Raw genomic sequence first — 23,536 nt, 5'->3', positions numbered from 1 at the left:
CGAGACCGACCGCAGCCTATCCTGACGCAGATCATCAAATGAGAAAATTCGCATATTCGTTCTGAAGCATACGGCAACGGACGTACTCACTGCCACCAAGGTGGAGGTGAACTATGCTTTTGGAGAGGGGAGAAGCTGGAACTAAGGCGGGCCGGTGTCGATCGGCATTAACACGCAATAAAGCCTTTTCCCCCTAGCATGCGTGCCGGGGACACTCTTTCTCATAGGCGATCAATGTCATTTTTCGGCGTTTCCGGAATGTACTATTCCGGCGAATCCCTCGGCGAACACCGCATCGTGCTTGCCGAGGACTCAAACCTCTTTGCCTCGATGGTTTCGAAGCGGCTGAAGGAGTTGTTCGACATCGACGTGATTGTCTGCCGCGACTACGAGGATCTGCAGTTCGCCGTTGAGAACGCCTCCTTTCCGGCTTCCCTCGCTATCTCCAACATCAATCTGCCCGGTGCCGAAAACGGCGAAGCGCTGAACTATCTGATCGACATGAGCGTGCCGACGATCGTCTTCACCGGCTCGTTCCAGGAGAGCACGCGCGAGGCGATCCTTGCCAAGGACCTTGTCGATTACGTCATCAAGGACAGCGTCTTCGCCGTCGACATGCTGGCGGAGTCTGTCTGCCGGTTCCTGACCAACCAGAAACATCACGTGCTGATCGTCGACGACAGCCCGACGGCGCGGGCGCTTTTGACGACGCAACTCAAACGCTACAATTTCCGCACCAGCGCGGCCGAGAGCGGTGCCGCGGCGCTCGAGATCCTGAAGAACAATCCCGACATCGCGCTCGTCATCACGGACTACAACATGCCGGACATCGACGGCTTCGAGCTGACGCGCCGGATCCGGGCGGCGCACGGCCCGCATCAGTTGCGCATCATCGGCGTCTCGTCCTCGACCAACCGGCTGCTTTCCGCACGCTTCCTCAAGGCCGGCGGCAACGATTTTGTCGTGCGTCCCTTCGTCAACGAGGAATTCTACTGCCGCGTCAACCAGAACCTCGACACGCTGACGAAGATCCGCACCTTGAGCGGAAAGGTTAAAATCCCGGCCTGAGCCCGTGCCACGTTCAGGTTCCGCGGCAGGCCTGCGGCTGTGGATTTCGCACTGCCGGTTGCTGCGTTAACGGAATCGCAACCGGCAGGCCTTTCAATCCACTTAAAATAATGGGGAAGATGGGCGCGCGCGCTGCCGGATGGCAACTCGGCAGGTGCGTGCCGGAGCAAGCGTTACTCTTTGGCCAGCGTCACCCTCATGGAGCACGCCTGCGGCCAGTGCATGTATCACTGAACAGAAATCAGGAAACGTGCATGAATTCAATTGGTTGCAGTTTTCAGGCATCTCGGGGGCGAGATACCGGTGCTGCAGGGGTGGGGTTGCTGGGACCGTGAGACTACGTCGCACGTCGGGGCAGGCGAACAGCGCGCAGAAGCATCGCGACAAGCGATTGCTGCTCGTTGAGGATTCGCGCATGTTCGCGACGGCGTTGAAATACGGGCTGGAAACCACGCTCGGTGCCCGGGTCACGCATTGCGGAACGCTCGAAGCGGTGAAGAGCGAGCTTGCCGCAGGGCCCGACGAATTCTCGCTGGCAGTGGTCGACCTCAACCTGCCCGACGCGCCGAATTGCGAGGCGCTCGATTTCGTTCTCGCCACCAACATACCGGCGATCGTCTTTACCGGTGCCTTCAACGACGGGACGCGCGAGCAAATCCTGAGCAAGGACGTGCTGGGCTGCATCGTCAAGCACGAACCGCAATCAATCGAGCGCCTGATCGCCGCCGTCGACCGGGCGCTGACCGAGGGCCGGACGACCGTGCTTCTCGTAGATCGCAACGAGGCGTCCCGCTGCGATCTCGCCGGTCTCTTGCGTCGACAGCGATTCTCCGTCATCGAGGCGTCCGCGGCTGGCGACGCGTTGCAGCTGCTCGATGCGGGCGAGGCGATCGATCTGATCGTCACGGATACCGAACTGGACGACATGACCGGCACGGCACTCATCGCCGAAATCCGCAGTCGCCAGGGCGAGGAGGCCACCCCGATCATCGGCCTCTCCGATCACGGCGACGCCCGTCTGGCGGCGCGTTTCCTGGAGGCGGGCGGGGTGGACTTCATCCGCAAGCCATTCCTCGAGGCGGAATTCAGCGCCAGGGTAGGGCAGGCCGCCGCCATGCAGAAGCGCTTGCAGGCGTTGCGCCGCCTGGCGGCGAGCGACTATCTGACGAACATCTACAACCGCCGCCACTTCTTCCTCACCGGCCCGCGGCTTGTCGAGCAATGCCTGCGGCGCGGCGACAGCACTTCGATTGCCGTTCTCGACATCGACCATTTCAAGCGCCTGAACGACACCTACGGCCACGAGATCGGCGACATCGTGCTGAAACACGTGGCGCGGCGGCTCAAGGCGCTCGTTGGAGAGGAGCATCTGCTGGCGCGCCTCGGCGGCGAGGAATTCGGCATTCTCTTCAACGGGCTTGACGCGCGGCGCGCCTACGACTTTTGTGAGCGGCTGCGGGTTGAACTGGAACGGTCGAAGATCGTCGCCGACGACGAGGAACTGACGATCACGATCTCGATCGGGCTTGCGACCATCGAGGTCCCGGAAGCCTTCGACAACTACCTGCACGCGGCCGACCAGTTCCTCTACATGGCGAAACATGCCGGGCGAAACCGGGTGATGTCAGAATTGACGCTGCTCGACACGCTGGCGTCGTAGGGCTTTCCCCGAAAAGGCCTATAGCGGCCTCTGCCTGGAAGCGTGTTGATTCAAAGCGGGTTGAGTCCAGCCAAAGATCGTCGTGATCCTGTTTGATGTGACCGAAGGGTCTTCCGCGCCGTGATCGCCTTCGATGGCTTAAACGAGACGATGTTGCAAATACTTCAGCCTATTACGGCGATCTCTTCATGTCGGAAGAGATTGCCGTAGGAAGGCCGCAGACGGCCCTGCGAGGTCGGGGTACGGTGCTGGAAATTCAGCGCGCCATCTGCAGCGTCAGCTTGCGCTCGGCGCGCTCCTGCTGGGGCGAGCGATTGTAGAGTTCTCGATAGCACTTGGAGAAGTGCGAGGCCGAGACGAAGCCGCAGGCAACGGCCACTTCCACCACCGGCATCGACGACTGGATCAAGAGGTGACGGGCGCGGTCGAGCCGGATCTCCAGATAGTAGCGCGCCGGCGAACGGCCCATTTCCTGGCGGAAAAGCCGTTCGATCTGGCGACGTGAAAGATCGGCGTTCTCGGCGATCTCGAGCAGCGACAGCGGCTCGGCGAGGTTGCTCTCCATCAGCTCGATGATCGACAGAACCTTGGAATTCTGCACGCCGAGGCGGGCCCTGAGCGGCAGCCGCTGGCGGTCATGCGGCCCGCGCACCCGGTCGGTCAGCGCCTGTTCGCAGACCCTGTTGACGAGGTTCTCGCCGAAATCCTGGTCGATCAGGTTCAGCATCATGTCGAGCGAGGCGGTGCCGCCGGCGCAGGTATAGATGTTGCTGTCGATCTCGTAGAGGTCGGCATAGACCTCGGCCTGGGGGAAACTTTCGGAGAAGCCGGGCAGGTTTTCCCAGTGAATCGCGCAGCGTTTGCCCGTCAGGAGCCCGGCGGACGCCAGCACATGGGCGCCGGTACAGAGGCTGCCGACGGCGACGCCGCGATTATAGACCTCGCGCAGCCAGGCATTGACCGACTTGTTCTGGAAATCCTCGACATAGATGCCGGAACAGACGAGCACCATCGAGGGCCGGTTCTCGCCGGCGAGGAACTTGCGCTCGTCGGCAAGCGAGGTGTTGACCTCAAGAGCTATGCCGGCGGAGGAAAAGACCTTCTGACCATCGGTCGAGGCGAGGCGCCATGTATAAGCCTCGTAACCGAGCATCCGGTTGGCGATGCGGAGCGTTTCGATCGCTGCCGAGAAGGGCAGCATGGAAAAGTTCGGCACCAGAAAGAAAACGAGCGAACGCTTTTTGGTCAGGGGTTTGTTCATGAGTCCTCCCAGGCTCTAAGCTACGCATATTGGTCGCTTGGAACAGCTTGCTCGGCTTGTCAATTTGCGACATTGACATGGAAAGCCGCGACTGGGAAGGGATTTCCCATTGCGACATGGCGGCGATCTCGGTCATTTGGAGCGGCTTTCCGGCAGTTTTGTGAAAAAGCGACACAATGCCCGGAGCGCATGGCGCAATCTGGCAAACGCCGCTCAGGCTGAGTGGTGGTCGCGCCTGCGGCTTGTGGTTGCAGCATTGCCGATTGCGACGTCCTCGCAGCGGGTGCGGGCTGTGTCGGTATCTGACAAGGGTCGTGTGGGCCAAGGTTGCATCGCGACCTCACGCTACTGGATGCTTGCTGAGCCGCCCCCTTATGGCTGCGCCTCCGCTTCCGACACGCTTGCATATAAGACGAATATAGGGTACTCCCCTATGCTATGCATACGATCCGCAACCAGGCCAAGCTGCTCGCCCGCGTCCGTCGCCTCAGGGGACAGATGGAGGCGATCGAGCGTGCGCTCGAGGCTGAGCGGCCCTGCGGCGAAGTTCTCAATCTGGTGGCCTCCGTGCGTGGCGCGGTCCAGGGCCTAACTGTCGAACTGATCGAGGATCATATTCGCGAGCATGTGGCCGCCCCGGGCACGGGCGACGATCGTGAGCAGGAACAGCGCGCTCGCGAGCAGGGCGCCGACGAACTGATCGAAGTTGTCAGGAGGTACCTTAAATGAGCAGGGCGCACGCTTCCGCCTCGACCGGGCACGACCATGTCTTTCTTGGCGACGATCACCGGCGCAACGAGCGCCGCACCTGGTTCGTCATTGCGCTGACGGCGGGTATGATGATCGCCGAGATCGCGGCGGGCACGTATTATGGCTCGATGGCGCTCGTCGCCGATGGCTGGCATATGTCCACGCATGCGGCCGCCATGCTGATCGCTGCGCTCGCCTATCTCTACGCCCGACGCAACGCCCGCAACCGCCGTTTCACCTTCGGCACCGGCAAGCTCGGCGATCTCGCCGGTTTTGCGAGCGCGATCGTGCTGGCACTGATTGCGCTGTTGATCGGCTGGGAAAGCCTTCTCCGTCTGATGAACCCGGTCGCAATCAGCTTCCCGCAGGCGATTTCCGTCGCCGTCCTCGGCCTCGCCGTCAATCTCGTCAGCGCGTGGTTGCTTAGCGACGATCACTCGCATCATCATCACGCTCACGATCATCATCACCATCACGACGATCATCATCACAAGCACGGCGCTGCCGGCCGCGGCCGTGACAACAATCTGCGCGCCGCCTATTTGCATGTGCTCGCGGATGCCTTGACCTCGGTTCTGGCAATCGTCGCGCTGACGGCGGGGAGCGTCTATGGCTGGATCTGGCTCGATCCGTTGATGGGCGTGGTCGGCGCAGTGGTGATCGCCCGCTGGTCCGTCGGCCTGATCCGCGATGCCGGCAGCGTCCTCCTGGATTACATTCCGACCGGCGAGGACTTGCCGGACGAGATCCGCGCCGCGATCGAGAAGGACGGCGACCGCATCACCGATCTCCACGTCTGGCAGCTTGGCCCAGGCCATCACGGCGCCATCGTCTCGCTGTTGACGGAAAATCCGCAAAGCCCGTCGCTCTACCGCGACAAGCTCGCGCATCTGCACGAGCTGTCCCACGTCACCGTCGAAGTCGAGCGCCGGGCGGCGTGACTTCGGCGCGCCCCGCCAGCCGACCGCATGTTTCCTTAAATCGTAACCGATTTAAGGAAACATGCGGCAATTCAAAGTGCTACAGCGTCCTCCATGCGTCTGAAAAGACGCACGGCGCCGTTGACGGCGGCAGGCCCCGGCCGTCGTCTACCGACGCGACCGCGGGTTGCGTCGGCAAGTCGCAGGAAGTTGCATCTGGAACGCAAGCATCCGTTAGGCTATCGAGCGTACCAAGGCGCCGTAAGGAAGACGTGTGTGAACGGTACGATGCATTTTTTCAACAGTCTGGGTCTGATGGCGTTGCTGGCCATCTTCTACGGCTCGTTGCTGCGCCGGCGCATGTCGAAGGCGCTCCATAAGGCGGTCATGGGGGTGCTGTTCGGTGGTGCCGCGGCGATCGCGGTTCTACAGCCGATCTATATCGGCTCCGGGGTGCTGGTCGACGCGCGCAACCTCATCGTCGGCTGCGCTTGTGCTTTCTTCGGTCCGCTCGGCGCTTCCGCAACCCTGGTCATTACGGCGATCGCGCGCATCCATGCCGGCGGCGTCGGGATGCCGGCAGGCCTGGCATCGATGGTGATTGCCTATCTTATGGGAGCGGTGTGGGAGCGATCGGTGCGATCGCGCTTGAAGGGCACCTTCGTGAGCTTTCTTGTGCTCGGCGCGATGATTTCCGTGAGCCTGCTCGGCACTGTGCTGCTACCCGCTGATCTGCGAATGAAGCTGCTCACGGAGGTCGGCCTCTTCAGCACTGGCTTCAATCTCCTGGGTGCGGTCATTCTCGGTAGCTTCATCGAAAGGGAGCGGCGGCACGCGGCGCGCGAGTCAAGGCTCAGCAATGAAGCAAAGACCGATCCCCTGACCGGTCTTCTGAACCGGCGCAGCTTCCAGGAGCGGTACGAACGCCAGGCGCAGGAACGCAACCGTACCGGTTCGGCGCTGCTGGTGGTCGATCTCGACCATTTCAAGCACGTCAACGATGCCAATGGCCACGACGTCGGCGACATCGTGCTGCAATCCGTCGGGCGCCTTTTGAGCGAAACAGTGCGGCAAAGCGATGTCGTAGCCAGAATAGGCGGCGAGGAGTTCGTCGTTTTCCTGCCGAACACGGAACTCGGCAACGCAAGGCTTTTGGCGGAGCGCATACGGCAGAATGTGCAAGGGGCAGGCGTCGAGGTCGACGGCAGGCAAATCAGGGTCACCACCAGTGTCGGCGGACACTGGCATCACGGCATCGTCGACCTCGCCGTGGCGCTGAAGCAGGCGGACGTCGCGCTCTACAGGGCGAAGGAAAGCGGCCGCAACAGGGTAGAGTTCAGCCCGACCTAAATGCCGATATCATCCGGACCACGGCAAGCCCGCCGCCTCCAGCCGCGACCAGAGTTTCTGCCGGAATTCGGTTGCGCGTGCCTGCAGCAGTCTTTCGATGTAATGGCCGTTCAGCCGCGCGGCATTCGCGCGGACATGCGACACCCCTTGTCGGGCCGTTGCCGCATCGCCGAGCGCCTCGTGCGCCGCTGCCCTGAGGAGCCGGCCCCAGTGATATTCCGGAAGCACGGTCAGGAAGCGGTCCAGATAGAAAACGGCTGCCTCGTCGTTTCCGGCGGCCAGATGGGCGTCGCCGCGGAACAGGAAGATCGGCGGATAGTCGGGGCTCGCCTGATCCGCCTCGTCGAAGGCGGCATGCGCCTCATCGATCCGATCGGCGAATGTGAGTCCAATGCCGAGCCATGTGTGAAACTCGGCGTCGTTCGGATTGAGCTCGACGGCCCTTCCTAAGCTGTCGAGGCCGGACCGGATATTTCCGAGATAGGTTTCCGCAAGCCCGAGCGCGCTCAGGAGGTAGGGTTCGCGGTCGTCGAGGGCCAATCCGGTGAGCGCGGCATCGCGCGCCTCGCAGAAGCCGCGCAGCGGATCAGCGAGCCAGCCGTTGAAACAGCAATGGAAGGATATCCAAGCGAGGCTTTCGCGAACGAGCACGTGATTGGGATCGATCGCCAGCAGGCGGTCGCACAGCCGCCGCGCCCGGATCATGCCGTTCAGTGTCGGCCGTTCGACATGAGAGAAGACCTGAAGATAGAGCTTCTCCCCGGCCATCGTATCTTCGGGCTCCATGGCCGATCGGCTCGCCGCGTGCCGCATTATGGTCTGGTAGAGATTGCCGCTGATCCTGCGCGCAAGCGCATCCTGGGCGTCAGACGGGTCGGCCGCCACGGCGGAATATTTCCGGCTCCATATCTGCGTTCCGTTTTGCACGGCGATAAGCTGTACCAAGGTCCATCCCGCTTCCCCGAGCCCCTGGAACGCGATTTCAACGACGTAGTCCGCACCAACCTGCTTCCCGATCTCCTCGATCGTGTGTTGCCTCGCGCCGACGGCAAGCATCGTCGCCGCTGCGACGACCGAGATCGGCGAGAAGCGGCCGAGTTCGCCGATGAGCTCTCGCGTCAGGGACTCGTCGACGATATCGTGGTCGCTGCCGGCGGACAGGCTGATGATCGGCAGGATCGCCACCCTTGGCTTGCTGTTGGCGAGATCCACCGCCCGCGATGGGCTCTGATGGTCGCGGATCCGATTGACGAGCTGCTGCGTCTCCGCATCCGGCAGCACGCCCAGATGGGTTTCGAAGAGCGTCTTCAGGGTGTCGTAATATCTGATTGCCCGGGCGCGATCGCCGCGCGCAAGATGACGGCGCAGAACGACCCGGTGAGACGGTTCGTGATAGGGATCGTGACGCAGCAGGCATTGTGCGGCCAGCAGCGCCCGAGCAGCATCGCCCGCCTTCTCGAGGCGTTCGGTCAGGCCTGTGAGACAATCAACCAGCAAATTGTGATGCCGATCCCGCTCGATGCGGAGCCATGCCTCGAGCGTTTCATCCTTGAAATTCAGGTCCTCAAGAAATTCGCCATCGAAAGCGTCCGGTTCTGGCGGGACGATGCCCATCCTTGCGCCCTCGATAAGCCCCTGGATGTCGGTTACGACTTCTCCGTCCGCGATCCAGCCGCTCTCATTGTCGATCAGGAACGGCGAGGGGCCGTGCCCCTCGACCGCATGCCTGATGGTGAAGAAGGCCTGGCGGAGATTGTTGCGGGCCTGGTCTTCCGGCCGCTCCGCCCACAAGAGCCCGGCCAGCTTGGACCTCGAAATCGGCTTGCCATTCGAGAGCGCGAGCATGGCGATCAGGGCCTGATGCTTGCGCGAAGTTATGGCGATGCTTTCGCCGGTCGCCGAAAGCAGTTGGAAACGGCCAAGCAGGCGCAACCTGAATGCCAATTAAGCTACCTCTAACGGACAGTGTAACGGCACTATAACAGCAAGGAAGCGCTCTTCTGCCATAGTCAATTCGGGTGATGCTGGGGAGCGTCAGGCCAGGAGGGGGACATGCGCAACGCGCTGGCGGCCGCCATGTCGGCTCTGTTCCTTTGCACGCCGGCGGCGTCCGAGCCGCATGCCTGCGTCGACGTTGCGCTGGTGCTTGCCGTCGACGGATCCGGCAGCATCTCCGAGGAGGAATATGCCTTCCAGAAATCGGCGATCGCGGCGGCCTTCCGGGACAACGGCGTCCAGTCGGCCTTGAACAGGGCGGGCGTCGTGGCATTGTCGGCGGTCTTCTGGGGTGATGGCGAATTTGCGGTCCAGAAGCTCGATTGGCACGTGGTCTACCACGGACACGGCGCGGAGACCTTCGCGCGCGAGATCGAAGGTAACCAGCGGCTGGTCTTCGGCAATACCGATATCGGCAGTGGCATCTGGTCGGCGCTGGATCTGTTGGCCGATCCGCGCTTTTGCGCCGAGAGATCGATCGTCAACATCTCGGGTGACGGCAAGGAAACGGTCGCTCCGAAGCAGCGACAGCGTGCTTCCCTATATGCGGCGCGCCTGCGCGCTCGGAAAATGGGCGTCACCGTCAATGCACTGACCATCTCGGATGAGGAGGAGGACCTGGCAAGCTACTATGCCAGCGAGGTGATTCTCGGCGCTGATGCCTTTGTGATGGATGTGAGGAACGAGGCCGATTTTGCGGCGGCCATCCGGAGAAAACTGATCAGGGAACTGTCGCCGCAGATCGTTGCCCGTTTGCATGACTGAAAGTCGTCCGCCCAAACAAAAAGGGCATTCCGTTGCGGGAATGCCCTTCAGAGGTCAAGTATTGCCCGACATCGGGCGGGAGGATATTTGCTATCGGCGCTCATTGCTGGGTCTTCTGCACCTCGTGGACCTCGTCGTCAGCGGACGGGAAACCGATATCCTTCAGCGTGTCGTAGGACAGGCTTTCCAGGACGACTTCATTGCGGTGCCGCTTCCATGCGGCCCAGGCGCGTGCGCGCAGATTGAAAAGGCCGGGCAGGGCGGACAGCCCGTGGCTCGATGATGAAAACTGGTTCGTAGACATTTCTGGTTCCTTCTGAGCTTCTCAAAAGGTCGCGACCATGAAAGCTAATATGGTGCAACCCCATTCATCATTCCAACGAATATGTTTGATGCTTTTCATCAAACATGGTGATCGGTTGCCGCCTTACGAAACAACTCTATCCGAAAGCGTCACCGGCTGTTGTTCCGCGAGTAACAGGTCATTCCTGACCCTCGCGGGAAGTTTCGCCAATTCGCGGCGGGTTTCCACCCGATTCCTGGCGAGGTTGTTGGCGCGCCGCCTCGTGGCGATCCGGTCGATGAAGGACCGGGCGTGCGACAGGATGGCGAGGACGATGTCGCCGTCGCCAGGGATCATCGAGGAGAGCGCCACGGTTTCCGGTTGAAGCCGGATGACCGTGTCCTGTTTGACCGTGGTCGCGGCCATCTGCCCGTCGATCTTTATGTATGAGGCATTGCCGTGCGGCGTAATCACCAGTGTCAACGCGGACATGAGCTTCTTCCTTTCCGAGATCGCACTGCCTTGGACTTGGGCCAACCCAGAAGCATGAACGGGATCGGTTCCTCTTGAGTTTCGGCGGATGCGAGGCGGTAAACCCGCTGCGCCCTAATCCCGATTCTGCCCTGGATCTTCCTTGCAGCTTGACTATCGCTCACGCTTGATGTTCAATCAAACGAAATGAAATCATGTTATCTTTCAGTTTTTCTGAATGAGGATACCGCCATGAACATGATGCTGCGCCACGCGCTTCCGCTGCTTGAGATGGATGTGCTGAAGACCTTTGTCGCCATCGCCGAAACCGGCAACTTCACCACGGCGGCGGAGACGGTCTACCGCACGCCGTCGGCCGTCTCGATGCAGATCAAGAAGCTGGAGGAACTGCTCGGGTGCACGCTTTTCCTGCGTGACGCGCGCTCGGTGTCGCTGACGCCGAAGGGCGAGTTGCTGCTCGGCTTTGCCCGTCGGCTCCTGTCGCTCAACAATGAAACGGTGTCGCGCTTCCTTCTGCCCGACATGAACGGCGTAGTCCGGGTCGGCGCGCCGGAGGATGTCGGCGAGCGGATCCTGCCGGACGTGTTGAAGCGCTTTGCGGAATCCTACCCGAATGTCACCGTCGACGTATCGATCGGCATGAGCAACGCCATGCGCAAGCGGGTCGACGAGCACCGGCTGGACATAGCCATCTTCAACAGCTTGACCGATGAAACGTCGAAGGACGCCGAAATCCTGTTGCAGGAGAAGCTCGTCTGGGCGGGCGCGAAATGCGGCAATGCGCATTTGCGCGATCCCCTGCCGGTTTCCATGTGGGAAGACGGCTGCGTCTGGCGCGCCGATGCGGTCGAGAAACTGTCCCGGGCCGGCCGCAAGTTCCGCGTTGCCTTCCTCAGCGCCTATACGACCGGTCAGCGGGCGGCGGTTCTCGCCGGCCTCGCCATCGCTCCGCTGCCGCGCTACCTGGTCCAGGGCGACATGGTCCAGCTCGGTGAGCGTGACGGTTTGCCGGATCTCGGGCACTACGACATCGGGCTCAAGGTTATCGAGGACGCGCCGGCGCCGGTGCTCGCGGTCGCCGATCATGTGCGTGAGGCCTTCGCCGAGTTGCAGATGCAAGCGGCATGATTCCTTGGACTGAACCGGCCTGAGGAAGCTGCGAGACCCTGGCTCACCGCTAGAGCAATTCCAGGAAAAGTGTGTAACGGTTTTCATCCGGAATTGCGCGATTTCAAACGTCAACCTATTCGGAGCGCCGCGTGTTCAGCCGAATTCGCGGCGCTTCGTTTGCGGGATCGTTCACCGCGGCCGCTTGAAAATGATAAGCGGTGGCTTATAATAAGCTATGGCTTATGAAGATAGATTGTTCGCAGCCCTTGCCGACCCGACGCGACGCGCGATCTTCGAGCATATCGCCGGGCGGCGGCAGTCCGTCGCCGAACTCGCAAGGACGATGCCGGTGTCGCAGCCGGCGATTTCGCAGCACTTGAAGGTTCTGAAGGAGGCGCGGCTCGTGCGTCACGTGCCCTCGGGCGCGCGCCGGATCTATTCGATCGATCCGGAGGGGTTAGGGCCTCTCCGGGCGTGGCTCGACCGCTTCTGGAGCGAGCAACTCGCCGCCTTCAAGGGTGTGGTCGAGACGGCGGACGAATCCTGAGATTCGGTGCAATGGGAGGAAGCAGCATGCACACGATCGACCCCGCTCCAGTCCGCAAGTCCGTCACCGTCCGCGCGCCGGCGGAAAGGGCCTTTGACGTGTTTGTCAACGGCATGGGAAGCTGGTGGATCAAGGGCCATAGCCTCACGGAATCCGGCCAGAAGACGGTTGTCGTCGAGGCGGTCGCCGGCGGTCGCTGGTACGAGATCGGCAATGCCGGTGAGGAGAGGGAGTGGGGTCACGTGATCGCCTGTGACCGGCCGAACCGCATCCTCTTCGCCTGGCAACTCAATGCCGATTTCGATTTCGACCCCGCGTTCCGCACTGAGGTGGAAGTGCTCTTTGAGGCGAAGGGGGCGAACGAGACGACCGTTGTGCTCGAACATCGCCAACTCGCCAACTACGGCGCCAAGGCCGAGGAACTGCGCGGCGTGCTCGATTCAGAAAACGGTTGGGGCGGACTGCTCGCCTCCTATGTCGCCAAGGTGGCGTGAGGTCTGGCCCCATTCACCGCATGGACATCAAGGTGGTCATCAGGCCGGCCGTGATTTCCAGCGCGGGTTTCGCTTCGAGCGCGCCTGCCGGATAGCCGATGTCTCTCAACTCGTCGTGGCTGAGGCTTTCGAGTGCCTTCAGCGTCTGGGCGTGCCGGTGCTGCTTCGCAAAGGCGGAAGCAATATTCGCAAACCGCTCTGCGAGGGCGTGGACGATATCGCCGGTGTGGGCTGCGTATCCGGAGTGATAGTCTGCGGTAGCCATCTCGGCCTCCATCTTCGAACTGATGGAGGGAGATTGCCATGGCCGCGTTTTACCGCTGTTCAGGCGGGAGTGAAATGCGGGTGAGGCCGAAGGGGACAAGCGCTAAATCTGCGTTAAATCGAAAGCAATCAATGCTAACGTGGCTCGCATTTTGTGAAATGGAGCAAGTGCATGCGCATTCGATTGCTGGGGGAGTTCACCGTCGTTTCGCCGTCGGACAAACCGGTCAGGTTCACGACGCGCAAGACCGCGCTCGTTTTTGCCACCCTGGTGTTGGCGGGGCGTCGCGGCGTGCGCAGGGCCTTGCTCGCCGATGGCTTCTGGCCGGGCCGTGGCGAGGCGCAGGCGCGCAACAGCCTGCGCCAAGCGCTCGTCGATATCCGGCGCGCTTTCCCGGCCGGTAACGGCGCAGCGATCGAGATCGAGGCCGACCTTGAGACCGTCGGACTTGCCGCCGGCCCCGGCGAGGCCGACCTTTGGGTCTTCGATCACCTGATCGAGCAGGGCGGGATCGGTAACCTTGCGGCGGCGGCCGAGCTTTATCGTGGCGACCTCCTCTCTGAGATCTCGATTCCCGACGAGCTCGAACAATGGTTCCAACCGCACCGCAGCAACTATCGGCAAAAGGCGTTGCAACTCGTCGATCGGTTAAGCCGCGAGCTGAAGGCCAACGGCGGCACGGCGGAAGTGCAGGCCTGCGAGCGGCTGGCGGAGCGGCTGCTGGCTTCCGAGCCCGCCGCCGAGGAAGCGCACCGCGCCATGATTCGGATCTGCCAGCATCGCGGGAAGGCGAATGCTGCCATGCGGCAATATCTCCTCTGTCGCGAGGCGCTTCAGCGCGAACTCGGCGTCGAACCGGAGGCGGCAACGCGGGCGCTGATCGAAACACCCTCCGAGGTGCCGCCAGCGACACCCATCGCGCCCATGAAAAATGACACCCCCGCCCCGGTGCCGCGCGAGAGGGAGCAGCCCTCCGTCGTCGTCATGCCGTTCGACAATCTGAGCAGCGAGGAGGACGACTATTTCGTCGATGGCGTCGTCGAGGAGATCACCGCGGCGCTGTCGCGCGTTCGCGATTTCTTCGTCATCGCCCGCCAGTCGGCCTTCACCTACAAGGGTCGTTTCATCGATGTCCGCGAAGTGGGAGCCGAGCTCGGGGTCTCCTATGTGGTCGAGGGCACCGTTCGTCGTGGTGGCGATCGTCTGCGCATCTCCGTGCAACTGGTCGATGCCGAGTCGCGCAAGCAATTGTGGTCGGATCGCTACGAGGGGGCGAGCGCGGACCTGTTCGAGTTCCAGGACCGGATCGCGGCTCAGGTCGCCGGCGCCATCCATCCGGCCGTCCGCCACGCGGAGATCGAATCCGCGACGCGCAAGCCGCCCGCAAATCTCAGGGCCTACGACCTGGTCATGCGCGCCTTTCCAAAACTCTGGGGGCAAAATGCCGTCGCCATCGCCGAGGCTATGGCGACGCTCGGGGAGGCGCTGCAACTCGATCCGAAATATGGTCGGGCGCACGCGCTGCTTGCCTGGTGCCACGCGCTGAACATCACCTATCTCTGGTCGCCCGACCAGGCCTCCGAACTGCGGGCCACGTTCGAGGCCGTAGATCGGGCATCCGGCCTGATAGACGACGACCCGACGGCGCTGACCGCTTGTGGGGCAGCTGCCAGTCTTGCCGGCGATCAGCAAAGAGCATCCGCGTTCATCGAGAGCGCATTGGCGCTCGATCCGAACAATGCCTGGGCCTGGACCCGTTACGGCTGGGTCGGGATCTATCAGGACCAGGCGGTCGAGGCACAGGAACGGTTCGAGCGGGCGATGCGGCTGAGCCCGCTCGATCCCTTCGTGTTCAATATGCGGATGGGGCTCGGGGCTGCCTACGCGCTCGCCGGCCGGTTTTCGGAAGCGGCCGCGATCGCCCGGGACGTGGTCACACGCCATACGAACGTCACCTGGGCCTATCGTCAATTGGCGGCCTGGGCAGCCATGAACGACGACCTGAAGACCGCCCATTGGGCGGCCGAGCGATTTCTCGCCATTCAGCCCGACTACACGATCGCCAAATATGTCGCGCTTCCCTCGCTGCGTGACGTCAGCCGTTTCCGCGAGACGATGGCGGCTGGCATGAAGAAGGCGGGCCTGCCGGAGAATTAGCGTGGATCCACTGTACTGGTCTCTAGGTGCTGCGCGTCACTCCGGAAGCCCCGCCATGCGTAGCCCGGTCATATAGTGATCGTGGTCGTCCTGCCGAAGGTAAGGAGCTTGGGCTTCGAACCTGCTGATCGAAAATTCGGGATTGATCTTGAGCAGTTCTGAAGCGGCCTTCGACGCCTCTTCCCGTCGGCCGAGCCGGGCATAGGTCGCGGCGATGAGGCGATAGGCAGGCCCCGGCTGTACCATTCTTTGGAGATAGCCCAGCGAGGTCTCGTAGTCGGCAAGAAAGTAGTATGCCGCGGCAACGTTCCAGAGATACCAGTCGGGCGTGTTCGGGTTCAGCTTTAGCGCCATCTCTCCGATCTGAACGGCCTGTTCGGACCTCCCGGCGTAGGTCAACATATCGCACATCTCGGAGAGCAGATCAGGATGGTTCGGACTAAGTGTTCGAGCGCTCGTATCACGCCATCGACTTTCCGTGATCTCTCCTCCAAAGATGGATCAGGCCCAGCAGCCAATGGCAGTCCGCATCGTTCGGGTCCAGCGTTGTCGCGACCTCGGCGGCATCCGATGCCCGAGCAAGTGCTGCCTCCGGGTCCGTTGCCTCGCCCCACTTGAGCCTGCGGATGTCAAACCAGGCAAGTTCAATATATCCGCGCGCGTAGAGCGGATCGGCTTCAATGGCCGATAGAAACATTTCTTTCGCTCGCAAGCGCTCGTTTCGATCAAAATTTCGAGCCAGATGGCGTCCGCGCAGGCAATAGTCGTAGGCGCTCAGGTTTGCCGGGGGCTTGGTCAGGGCATGGTGGCGTTCATGTTCCTCAAGCTTGATTTTCAAGGCAGCGGTTATGCTGCGTGCCAGATCGTCTTGAACTGCAAAGATATCATCCAGTTCAAAATCATACTTTTCGGCCCACAATCCCTCTCCGGTACGACTTGTCAGTTGTGCGCTAACACGCACACGATTGCCGGAGCGTCGCACACTGCCTTCGAGCTGAAAGGACGTGCCTAAGCGAAGGGCCTGCTGTTCGGAATGCGGTCGCCAGGAGTGCGAGGCAGTTGATACAACGACGATGCCTGAAACGCGCAGAAGGGCTGTGACGATGTCTTCGGTAAGGCCCTCCGCGAAATATTGCTGCTCTGGGTTTCCGCTCATGTTGAGGAAGGGGAGGACGGTGACGGCCGGCCGCTCGCCACCATTGCCGGGGCCGAGCGCCATCCGAGGGGCTTTCTCTTGAAGCGACAGGCTGTAGGTCCTAACTGGCCGTGCGATGTTTTTGACCTGCTGCTCGCCGCGGTCGTCGAAACTGTAGGACAGCTTGTCGCGGACTTCCTCGTAGACCTTCGCCGACAGTAGATACCTCCCGGGTTCGCCAGTCGTTCGAGGCGGGCAGCGACGTTCACGCCGTCTCCGTAAACGTCGCCGTCCTCATCGATGAGGATGTCGCCGAGATTGATGCCGATGCGAAGCTGGATAACCTGGGATGGGGCCTTTGCCAGCGTTTGCTGGAGCTCCACGGCACAGCGCACGGCTTCCACAGGACTCGGGAACTCAACCAGTATGCCGTCGCCGGTCGTCTTGAAGATCCGCCCCTGATGTCGGGTCACTGTCGGATCGATCACGTCACGGCGAAGATCCTTGATCCTCGCGAGCGTGCCTTCGTCATCCCGGCCCATCAAGCTCGAATATCCAACGACATCGGCAGCCAGGATCGCGGCGAGACGCCTTCGAACCTCGTGATCGGTAGAATTGATCATCCCCGCTCCGACAACGTGACCTGCCAGGATCATTCTATTCGAAACTGCGACAGAAGGCGACGGCACACAACCGAAGTCTTCGCCCGTTATGACCGGGCGACGAGTAAGCGAAGCTTATTCATGAGCGCAGCCGAGACCGTGCAGTCCGTGCTCAGTCCGACCGGACGGAAAACCGTTACACATCTTTGCTGGAATGCTCTACGCCAACGGCAGACGCTGCTTGACGATCGCGGCATGGAAACGGGCGCCGTGAACGAGCCCGGCGTCGTTGAAATCGTAGGTCGGATTATGAAGCGGCGCGGAATCGCGGCCGTTGCCGAGGAAGACGAAGCAGCCGGGAACGTGTTCAAGGAAGCGGGCGAAATCTTCGGAGCCCGTCATCGGTTCAAGGGCCGTGGCGATATGATCGGCTTCGAACACGGTTCTTGCGGCGGCGAAGGCTTCCTCGACCAGGGCCGCATCGTTGAGGAGAGGCACGAATTCGCGCGTGTAAGTGACTTCGGCGGAGACGTTGTGGGTCAACGCCGTGCCCTCCGCGATCACGCGCATCTGCTTCTCGATCTCGGCACTGACCTCCGGCCGGAAGCTGCGTGCATCGCCAAGGACGCGGGCAAGGCCGGGCAGCGCGTTGCGGGTGCCATCGGTGAGAAGTTCCGTTACAGAGACGACGCCAATATCGGCCGGACTCAGGCGGCGCGAGACGATCGTCTGCAGGTTGGTGACGAGAGCGCAAGCGGCAACCAGCACCTCGTTGCCGGCGTGCGGACGCGCGGCATGGCCGCCGACGCCCGTGAGCACAATCTCGAAATTGTCTTCCGCTGACATGATCGCGCCGGAACGCGTCTCGAAATGACCGACGGCAAGCCCCGGCATGTTGTGCAGCCCGTAGATCTCCTCGAAGGGAAATCGCTCCATCAGGCCGTCGTCGAGCATGGCGAGGGCGCCCTTGCCCCATTCTTCGGCCGGCTGGAAGATGAAGCGCACGGTGCCGTCGAAGCCTCCGTCTTCCGCGAGCAGCTTCGCCGCGCCGAGCAGCATGGTCGTGTGGCCGTCGTGGCCGCAGGCATGCATCACGCCCGGGTTTTGCGAGCGATATTCGGCCGCTCCCTGTTCCGGAATGCGCAGCGCGTCCATGTCGGCGCGAAGCGCAATGGCCCGGTTGCCGCTACCGCGTTTCAGCGTGCCGACGACACCGGTGCCGCCGACGCCTTCGGCGACATCGAGCCCGAACTCCCTGAGCTTCGTCGCCACGAAGGCGGAGGTTCGCTTTTCCTCGAAGCCGAATTCAGGATGGGCGTGAAGGTCGCGCCGCCATTCCGTCATCTGCTTTTCGAGCATCTCAAGATCAGTCATCGGATCGTTCCTTCAGTCTGCAGCCAGGCGTTGGATGACATCGAGCAGGACATTGGCGCCGGCGACAAGATCGACGTCGGCTGTATATTCGCGCGGGTTGTGGCTGATGCCGCCGACGCTCGGCACGAAAATCATCGCCGCCGGCGCGACCCGCGCAATCATTTGCGCGTCATGGCCGGCGCCGGAGGTCATCCGCTTCGAGGCGAGGCCGCGCATGCGGGCTGCCTCCTCGACGATACCGACAATCCTTGCGTCGAAGGTCACCGGCTCGAACCGCGCCAGGCGCTCCGTCATTATGGTCATGTCCTCGACAGCCGCCAGGTCCTGCAGATAGCCAGCGAGCGCGGCTTCCTCGGCTTTCAGCCGTTCCGTGTCAGGATCGCGCAGGTCGACTGTGAAAGTGGCGCGCGACGGGATTACGTTGATCGCGTTCGGCTCGAAGGCAATGCAGCCGACGGTGGCGACGGTCGGCGTATTGGAGGTCGTTGCGCGATCGTGCAGGAAGCCGATCACGCGGGCGGCCGCGTAGCCGGGGTCGCGCCGCATCGACATCGGCGTCGTGCCGGCGTGGTTGGCGACGCCCTCGATCGTAATCCGCTGCCAGGAAATGCCCTGCAGGTTCTCGACGGCTCCGATCGGCACGCCTTCGCGCTCCAGGACCGGACCTTGTTCGACATGGAGTTCGACATAGGCATGTGGCTTTGAAAAGTCCGGCCCATCCGCGCCGGCATAGCCGATGCGTCGCAGTTCCTCGCCAAGTACGCTGCCGTCCGTGCCGACCGTCGCAAGCGCCTCGTCGACCGAAAGCCCGCCGGCATAGACGAGCGAGCCCATCATGTCGGGGGCATAGCGCACGCCTTCCTCATTGGTGAAGGCAGCGATGGCGATCGGGTGGGCGAGGGCGGTACCGGCTTCCCTCAACGTCTGTATCGCCTCCAGGCCGGAAAGCACCCCGTAGCAGCCATCGTAGATGCCGGCGTCGATGACAGTATCGATATGCGAGCCGATGAGGACGGGCGCATTCGCGGCATTGCCGGCGTCGCGCCAGATGCCGAAGATATTGCCGACCCGGTCGACCACGACCTCCAGTTCCGCCTCGCAAAGCCACTGGACAAGCCGGTCCCGACCTGCCTTGTCTGCGTCCGAGGCTGCGAGCCGGGTCAATCTGCCGCCGCTGTCGCGACCGATGTCGCCGAGTGCGCGGATGCGGCTGAGCAGCCGGTCCGCATCGATCGATAGGGCGCTCATGCTGTTGCTCCCTGTGCCCGCCGGTTGCCGATGACTTCCGCCGGGGTCATGCCGACGAACTCGGCATAGCGCGCCGGGTCCGTCGCGCCCTCGGTGTTGAAAAGCAGGACGCGAGAGGTTTCATCGAGGCCGATCGCCGCCCTGACGGCGGGGATGGTCGCCGCCCGGACGAGGCCCGCCAATCCGGCGCCGCCGCTTTCTCCCGCAACAATCGCCGGATCGTTGCCGGACGGGCGCGCCAGACGGTTCATCGCGGCAATGGCGTCCTGCTCGTCGACAGTCATGAAGACGTCGGCGACGTGCTTCAGCACGCGCCAGGCGACAAGCGAGGGATCGTAGCATTCGAGCATGGCCATCACCGTCGGCTCGCCATGGGCGATCTTCACCGGATGCCCGGCACGCGCCGTCTCGAAGATGCAGGCAGCGCGCACCGGGTCGACGACGGTGAAGGTCGGCCGCCGGTCGCCAAATGCGAGCGCGAGATGACCGCTGACGGCAGCGGCGACGCCACCGACACCCGCCTGGACAAACACATGCGTCGGTGGCTCCGGCAGCCGGCGCAGCGCCTCCCGGACCATTGCCGTGTAGCCCTGCATCACCAGTCCGGGAATGCGCTCGTAGCCTGCCCAGGACGTATCGGAGACGATCGTCCAGCGGTTCTCGGTCGCGACCCGCGCCGCTTCGGCAACGGTATCATCGTAGGTGCCGTCGACACGGACCATCTCGGCACCGAAGCGGGAGATCGCCGCCACACGGGCCTCGCTGACGCCGCCATGAACGAAGATCACCGCCTTCGCGCCAACGAGCTCGGCCCCTTGCGCCACAGAGCGGCCGTGATTGCCGTCGGTCGCGCAGGCGAAAGTCATCGTCGCCGCCACGGCCTTGACCTCCGACGAATGCAGTTCGGCGACATCGACCGGGCGCGCGAGGCGCCGTTCCGCCTCTTCCAGCACCAGCCGGATCACCGCATAGGCGCCACCGAGCGCCTTGAAGCTGCCGAGGCCGAGCCGATGACCCTCGTCCTTGACATGGACCGCGCCGACGCCGAGCTCGCGCGCGAGTGCCGGCAGTGCGTGCAGCGGCGTCTCGGCATGATTGGCGCGATGGGCGAGGAAGCGCTCGACCGTATCGGCGGCGCCTTCTCCAAGAGTTTCCGCATCGACGGGGTCGAGCGGGCGGTTGTGGTCGGGATGGGTATTCAGAAGAAACATAGCCGTCCTCGTTGATCTAAGCGGGATGAATCCCGCGTCTCAAACTCCTGGATCGGCGAATATATATTGCACAGAGCGCGAAAATTGCGCTGTATTCTAGGCCTCGAAATGCAAGTTTGTTTCACGAGGTATGTCAGCTTTGGCGAAAACCGCTCCCGAAATCGCCCTCGATTCCTTCGACCTCGCAATCCTGAAGATCCTGCAGAAGGACAATGCCACGCCGCAGCGCACGATCGGCGAGGCGGTCAATCTCTCGGCGCCGGCGGTGCAGCGGCGGATCAGGCGCATGGAGGAGGCGGGTGTCATCGCGGCCAATTGCGCCATCGTCGATCCGGCCAGCGTCGGCCAGCCGATCACGATCTTCGTCGAGGTCGAAGTGATCAGCGAGACGGCCGAATTGATCGATGCGGCAAAGGCGGAGTTTTCGGCCGCACCCGAAGTGCAGCAATGCTACTATGTCACCGGCGAGGCGGATTTCATCCTGGTCATCGTCGTCGCGACCATGGCCGATTACGAGGCGCTGACGCGACGCCTCTTCTTCGGTAACAACAATGTCAAGAAATTCCGCACCTTCGTCGCCATGGACCGGGTCAAGGTGGGGCTGACGGTGCCGCTTTGAGACTCAAAGGCACGGTGATCTCGGGTGGCAGCGGCAGCGAGGGAAAGGCGATAGCGCCTATTCCCGGCTGCGGCGCCTTCTGCGGCCGCCACCTTCGCTATCATCGGCCATCACCTTCCGCTCCGGAAGGGTGACCACCTCGGCGAGTTTCGGGAAGGCGTCGACCTTGTTCGGCATCGCCATGGCGTTGACGAAGTGCTCCTGAAATTTCGATTCAAGAGCCGTCTCTATCTTCTCGATTTTCCTGACTGTTTCCTCGATCTCGCGGCGATGGCCACGATTGAGGAGAGCCATCAGCGCGCCGGTGCCGGCGGCATTGCCGACCGCCTTCACCTCGTCGAGGTCGCAATCCGGGATCAGGCCCAGCACCATGGCGTATTTCGGATCGATGAACGAGCCGAAGGCGCCGGCGAAGCGGATGGTGTCGACATGATCGACCCCCTGCTTTTCCATCAAGAGCTTGATGCCGGCATAGAGCGCCGCTTTGGCGAGCTGGATTGCGCGGATGTCGTTCTGCGTCACGGTGATGCGGGGTTCGCCGTCATGCAGGAGGTAAGAGAAGGTGCGGCCGTTCGGGACGATGCGCGCGCTTTTCGCGGCCATGGCGCCGTCGACCACGCCGTCCTGAGAAATGATGCCGGTCAGATACATCTCCGCGACCACCTCGATGATCGCCGAGCCGCAGATGCCGGTGACGCCGACCGCGGCGGCGGCCTCGGCGAAACCTTCCTCGTCCGACCACTTGTCGACGCCGATCACGCGGAAGCGCGGCTCCAGTGTCTCGGGGTCGATGCGCACGCGCTCGATCGCGCCGGGCGCGGCGCGCTGACCGGAGGAGATTTCAGCACCTTCGAAGGCCGGGCCCGTCGGCGAGGAGGCGGCAACGACGCGTTGTCGGTTGCCGAGCACGATCTCGGCATTGGTGCCGACATCGACGAGCAGCATCATCTTGTCCTGCCGGTGCGGGCCTTCCGAAAGTGTCGCACCCGCGGCGTCCGCCCCGACATGGCCGGCAATGCAGGGCAGCATGTAGAGCCTTGCGCCGCGATTGACTTCGATGTCGATCTCGTGCGCCCAGTATTGCAGCGCGCCGGAGACGGCGAGCGCAAAGGGCGCCTGGCCGAGTTCGGTCGGATCGATGCCGAGGAAGAGGTGATGCATGATCGGATTGCCGACGACCACCATGTCGAGGATGTCGTGGCGGTCGATCTCACCCTCGGCGCAGACCTTGCCGATCAGGCCGTTCATGGCTTCGCGCACGGCCTTGGTCATCGCCTCGCGGCCGTCGGGGTTCATCATCACGTAGGAGACGCGGCTCATCAGATCCTCGCCGAAGCGGATCTGCGGGTTCGACGCGCCCGAGGAGGCGACGATGCGACCGGAGAGGAGCGACACGAGGTGCATGGCGATCGTCGTCGAGCCGATGTCGCAAGCGACGCCGTAGGCCTCGTTCTTGAGGCCTGGCCAGAGGCCGACGATGAAGGGGCGCGAGGAATCCATGTCGCGGTGGATCGCGGCGGTGACGGCCCAGTTGCCCTTGCGCAGGATGCCTTGCACCTGCGGGATCAGATGCGGCGCGATCAGCAGATCCTTCCAGCCCCAATCCTTCTCCAGCATGGCTTTCATTCGGTCGAGATCGCCGAGCGGCTTGTGCATGTCCGGTTCGTCGACTTCGACATAGCAAAGCTGGACGGCGGCATTGCGCTCGATCACCCGGTCGGTCGCGGCCTTGCGCACCACCTGCGCATTGATGACGGTGTCCTGCGGCACGTCGATGACGAGATCGCCGAGAATCTGGGAAGAGCAGGAAAGGCGGCGGCCATCCGGCAGTTCGCGCACGCTGGCATAGCGCTGCTCCTTCGGGCCGATCGGCGAGATGTGGTCGTTCGACGAAACGATCTTGTGCTTGGCGAAGTTGCCTTCCTGCACGGAAACCTGGCAGCGTCCGCAGGTCGCGCGTCCGCCGCACACGCTTTCGACATAGACCCCGAGCGAACGCGCGGCGTCGAGGATCGGCGTGCCGACCGGGAAGCGCCCACGCTTGCCCGACGGCATGAACAGTACCAGAGGATCCTTGCGCGCGGCTTCAGGCATATTGGTCTCGAGTTCGGAAGTGCTGTCAATGCGCATGCTGTTCCGTCTTTCGTCATGTTCGCTTCAGCCGGGAGCGAAGCGCGGATCGACGGCTTCAGACTGCACCGGAATGACGCCTGATAGTTGTCAGATCCCG

The 23,536-nt window shown here is 62.6% G+C and carries 23 protein-coding genes; 11 read left to right on the top strand and 12 right to left on the bottom strand.

Going from position 1 to position 23,536, the window contains the following annotated elements; translation table 11 throughout:
• Nucleotides 1–234 precede the first annotated feature (234 nt).
• Together RB548_RS09320 and RB548_RS09315 are read left to right on the top strand one after the other, a co-directional pair.
• Nucleotides 235–1,068, top strand: coding sequence for a response regulator (locus RB548_RS09320; protein ID WP_331374646.1), 834 nt, complete (start codon nt 235–237; stop codon nt 1,066–1,068).
• Between the two features lie 415 nt (nt 1,069–1,483).
• Nucleotides 1,484–2,728 (top strand): GGDEF domain-containing response regulator, encoded by a 1,245-nt coding sequence (locus RB548_RS09315; RefSeq protein WP_331374645.1) that lies wholly within the window; start codon nt 1,484–1,486, stop codon nt 2,726–2,728.
• A 256-nt stretch (nt 2,729–2,984) separates the two neighbouring features.
• On the opposite strand, the gene RB548_RS09310 is transcribed toward RB548_RS09315, so the two are convergent.
• Nucleotides 2,985–3,989 (bottom strand): GlxA family transcriptional regulator, encoded by a 1,005-nt coding sequence (locus tag RB548_RS09310; protein ID WP_180937943.1) that lies wholly within the window; start codon nt 3,987–3,989, stop codon nt 2,985–2,987.
• A gap of 438 nt (nt 3,990–4,427) precedes the next feature.
• Here RB548_RS09310 and RB548_RS09305 point away from each other — a divergent pair, with 438 nt between their 5' ends.
• The 3 genes from RB548_RS09305 to RB548_RS09295 all read left to right on the top strand — a co-directional run bounded on the left by RB548_RS09305 (nt 4,428) and on the right by RB548_RS09295 (nt 7,009).
• Nucleotides 4,428–4,718, top strand: a complete 291-nt coding sequence (locus RB548_RS09305) for a metal/formaldehyde-sensitive transcriptional repressor (RefSeq protein WP_331374644.1) — start codon at nt 4,428–4,430, stop codon at nt 4,716–4,718.
• Entirely contained in the window at nt 4,715–5,680 is a 966-nt protein-coding gene (gene dmeF / locus RB548_RS09300) for a CDF family Co(II)/Ni(II) efflux transporter DmeF (protein WP_331374643.1), read from the top strand. The genes RB548_RS09305 and dmeF overlap by 4 nt, the downstream gene beginning before the upstream one ends.
• A 255-nt stretch (nt 5,681–5,935) precedes the next feature.
• Nucleotides 5,936–7,009, top strand: a complete 1,074-nt coding sequence (locus RB548_RS09295) for a GGDEF domain-containing protein (RefSeq protein WP_331374642.1) — start codon at nt 5,936–5,938, stop codon at nt 7,007–7,009.
• A gap of 9 nt (nt 7,010–7,018) precedes the next feature.
• Here the strand turns inward: RB548_RS09295 and RB548_RS09290 are convergent, their stop codons facing one another.
• A complete protein-coding gene (locus RB548_RS09290) occupies nt 7,019–8,953 on the bottom strand; it encodes a BTAD domain-containing putative transcriptional regulator (RefSeq protein WP_331374641.1) in 1,935 nt (644 codons plus the stop codon).
• Between the two features lie 108 nt (nt 8,954–9,061).
• On the opposite strand from RB548_RS09290, the gene RB548_RS09285 reads away from it, so the two are divergent.
• A complete protein-coding gene (locus RB548_RS09285) occupies nt 9,062–9,769 on the top strand; it encodes a DUF1194 domain-containing protein (protein ID WP_331374640.1) in 708 nt (235 codons plus the stop codon).
• Between the two features lie 100 nt (nt 9,770–9,869).
• Here RB548_RS09285 and RB548_RS09280 read toward each other — a convergent pair whose 3' ends face one another.
• Entirely contained in the window at nt 9,870–10,073 is a 204-nt protein-coding gene (locus tag RB548_RS09280; RefSeq protein WP_331374639.1) for a hypothetical protein, read from the bottom strand.
• A gap of 123 nt (nt 10,074–10,196) precedes the next feature.
• On the bottom strand, nt 10,197–10,544 hold the full coding sequence (locus RB548_RS09275; protein ID WP_331374638.1) for a hypothetical protein: 348 nt from the start codon (nt 10,542–10,544) through the stop codon (nt 10,197–10,199).
• A gap of 231 nt (nt 10,545–10,775) precedes the next feature.
• Here RB548_RS09275 and RB548_RS09270 point away from each other — a divergent pair, with 231 nt between their 5' ends.
• The 3 genes from RB548_RS09270 to RB548_RS09260 all read left to right on the top strand — a co-directional run bounded on the left by RB548_RS09270 (nt 10,776) and on the right by RB548_RS09260 (nt 12,695).
• Nucleotides 10,776–11,672 (top strand): LysR substrate-binding domain-containing protein, encoded by an 897-nt coding sequence (locus tag RB548_RS09270; RefSeq protein WP_331374637.1) that lies wholly within the window; start codon nt 10,776–10,778, stop codon nt 11,670–11,672.
• A 217-nt stretch (nt 11,673–11,889) separates the two neighbouring features.
• Nucleotides 11,890–12,201 carry an ArsR/SmtB family transcription factor gene (locus RB548_RS09265; RefSeq protein ID WP_331374636.1) on the top strand — a complete coding sequence of 104 codons (312 nt, stop codon included), beginning with the start codon at nt 11,890–11,892 and terminating at the stop codon, nt 12,199–12,201.
• Between the two features lie 26 nt (nt 12,202–12,227).
• Complete coding sequence (locus tag RB548_RS09260) at nt 12,228–12,695, top strand: SRPBCC family protein (protein WP_331374635.1); 468 nt, start codon at nt 12,228–12,230, stop codon at nt 12,693–12,695.
• A gap of 13 nt (nt 12,696–12,708) precedes the next feature.
• Here RB548_RS09260 and RB548_RS09255 read toward each other — a convergent pair whose 3' ends face one another.
• The gene (locus RB548_RS09255; RefSeq protein ID WP_331374634.1) at nt 12,709–12,960 is read right to left on the bottom strand and encodes a hypothetical protein; all 252 of its coding nucleotides are present in this window, start codon (nt 12,958–12,960) and stop codon (nt 12,709–12,711) included.
• A gap of 171 nt (nt 12,961–13,131) precedes the next feature.
• On the opposite strand from RB548_RS09255, the gene RB548_RS09250 reads away from it, so the two are divergent.
• Entirely contained in the window at nt 13,132–15,117 is a 1,986-nt protein-coding gene (locus tag RB548_RS09250) for a BTAD domain-containing putative transcriptional regulator (RefSeq protein ID WP_331374632.1), read from the top strand.
• Between the two features lie 36 nt (nt 15,118–15,153).
• On the opposite strand, the gene RB548_RS09245 is transcribed toward RB548_RS09250, so the two are convergent.
• The 6 genes from RB548_RS09245 to RB548_RS09220 form a co-directional block, all read right to left on the bottom strand.
• Nucleotides 15,154–15,519, bottom strand: a complete 366-nt coding sequence (locus tag RB548_RS09245) for a hypothetical protein (RefSeq protein WP_331374631.1) — start codon at nt 15,517–15,519, stop codon at nt 15,154–15,156.
• Nucleotides 15,520–15,577: 58 nt separating this feature from the next.
• The gene (locus tag RB548_RS09240) at nt 15,578–16,336 is read right to left on the bottom strand and encodes a hypothetical protein (protein WP_331374630.1); all 759 of its coding nucleotides are present in this window, start codon (nt 16,334–16,336) and stop codon (nt 15,578–15,580) included.
• Nucleotides 16,270–16,875, bottom strand: a complete 606-nt coding sequence (locus RB548_RS09235) for an adenylate/guanylate cyclase domain-containing protein (RefSeq protein ID WP_331374629.1) — start codon at nt 16,873–16,875, stop codon at nt 16,270–16,272. Before RB548_RS09235 ends, RB548_RS09240 begins: the two co-directional genes overlap by 67 nt.
• A 198-nt stretch (nt 16,876–17,073) precedes the next feature.
• Nucleotides 17,074–18,228, bottom strand: a complete 1,155-nt coding sequence (locus RB548_RS09230; RefSeq protein WP_331374628.1) for a M20 aminoacylase family protein — start codon at nt 18,226–18,228, stop codon at nt 17,074–17,076.
• A gap of 12 nt (nt 18,229–18,240) precedes the next feature.
• Nucleotides 18,241–19,476, bottom strand: a complete 1,236-nt coding sequence (locus tag RB548_RS09225) for a Zn-dependent hydrolase (RefSeq protein WP_331374627.1) — start codon at nt 19,474–19,476, stop codon at nt 18,241–18,243.
• Nucleotides 19,473–20,687, bottom strand: a complete 1,215-nt coding sequence (locus RB548_RS09220) for a diaminopropionate ammonia-lyase (RefSeq protein WP_331374626.1) — start codon at nt 20,685–20,687, stop codon at nt 19,473–19,475. Before RB548_RS09220 ends, RB548_RS09225 begins: the two co-directional genes overlap by 4 nt.
• A 139-nt stretch (nt 20,688–20,826) precedes the next feature.
• Between RB548_RS09220 and RB548_RS09215 the strand changes: the two genes are divergently transcribed.
• A complete protein-coding gene (locus RB548_RS09215; protein ID WP_408642407.1) occupies nt 20,827–21,306 on the top strand; it encodes an Lrp/AsnC family transcriptional regulator in 480 nt (159 codons plus the stop codon).
• Between the two features lie 57 nt (nt 21,307–21,363).
• Here RB548_RS09215 and RB548_RS09210 read toward each other — a convergent pair whose 3' ends face one another.
• Nucleotides 21,364–23,436, bottom strand: a complete 2,073-nt coding sequence (locus tag RB548_RS09210) for an ASKHA domain-containing protein (RefSeq protein WP_331374624.1) — start codon at nt 23,434–23,436, stop codon at nt 21,364–21,366.
• Nucleotides 23,437–23,536 lie beyond the last annotated feature (100 nt).

The organism is Sinorhizobium chiapasense, assembly GCF_036488675.1.
Classification (GTDB): Bacteria; Pseudomonadota; Alphaproteobacteria; order Rhizobiales; family Rhizobiaceae; genus Sinorhizobium; species Sinorhizobium chiapasense.
Note: the sequence above shows the minus strand (reverse complement) of the source record. Positions and strands in the feature narration are given on the sequence as shown.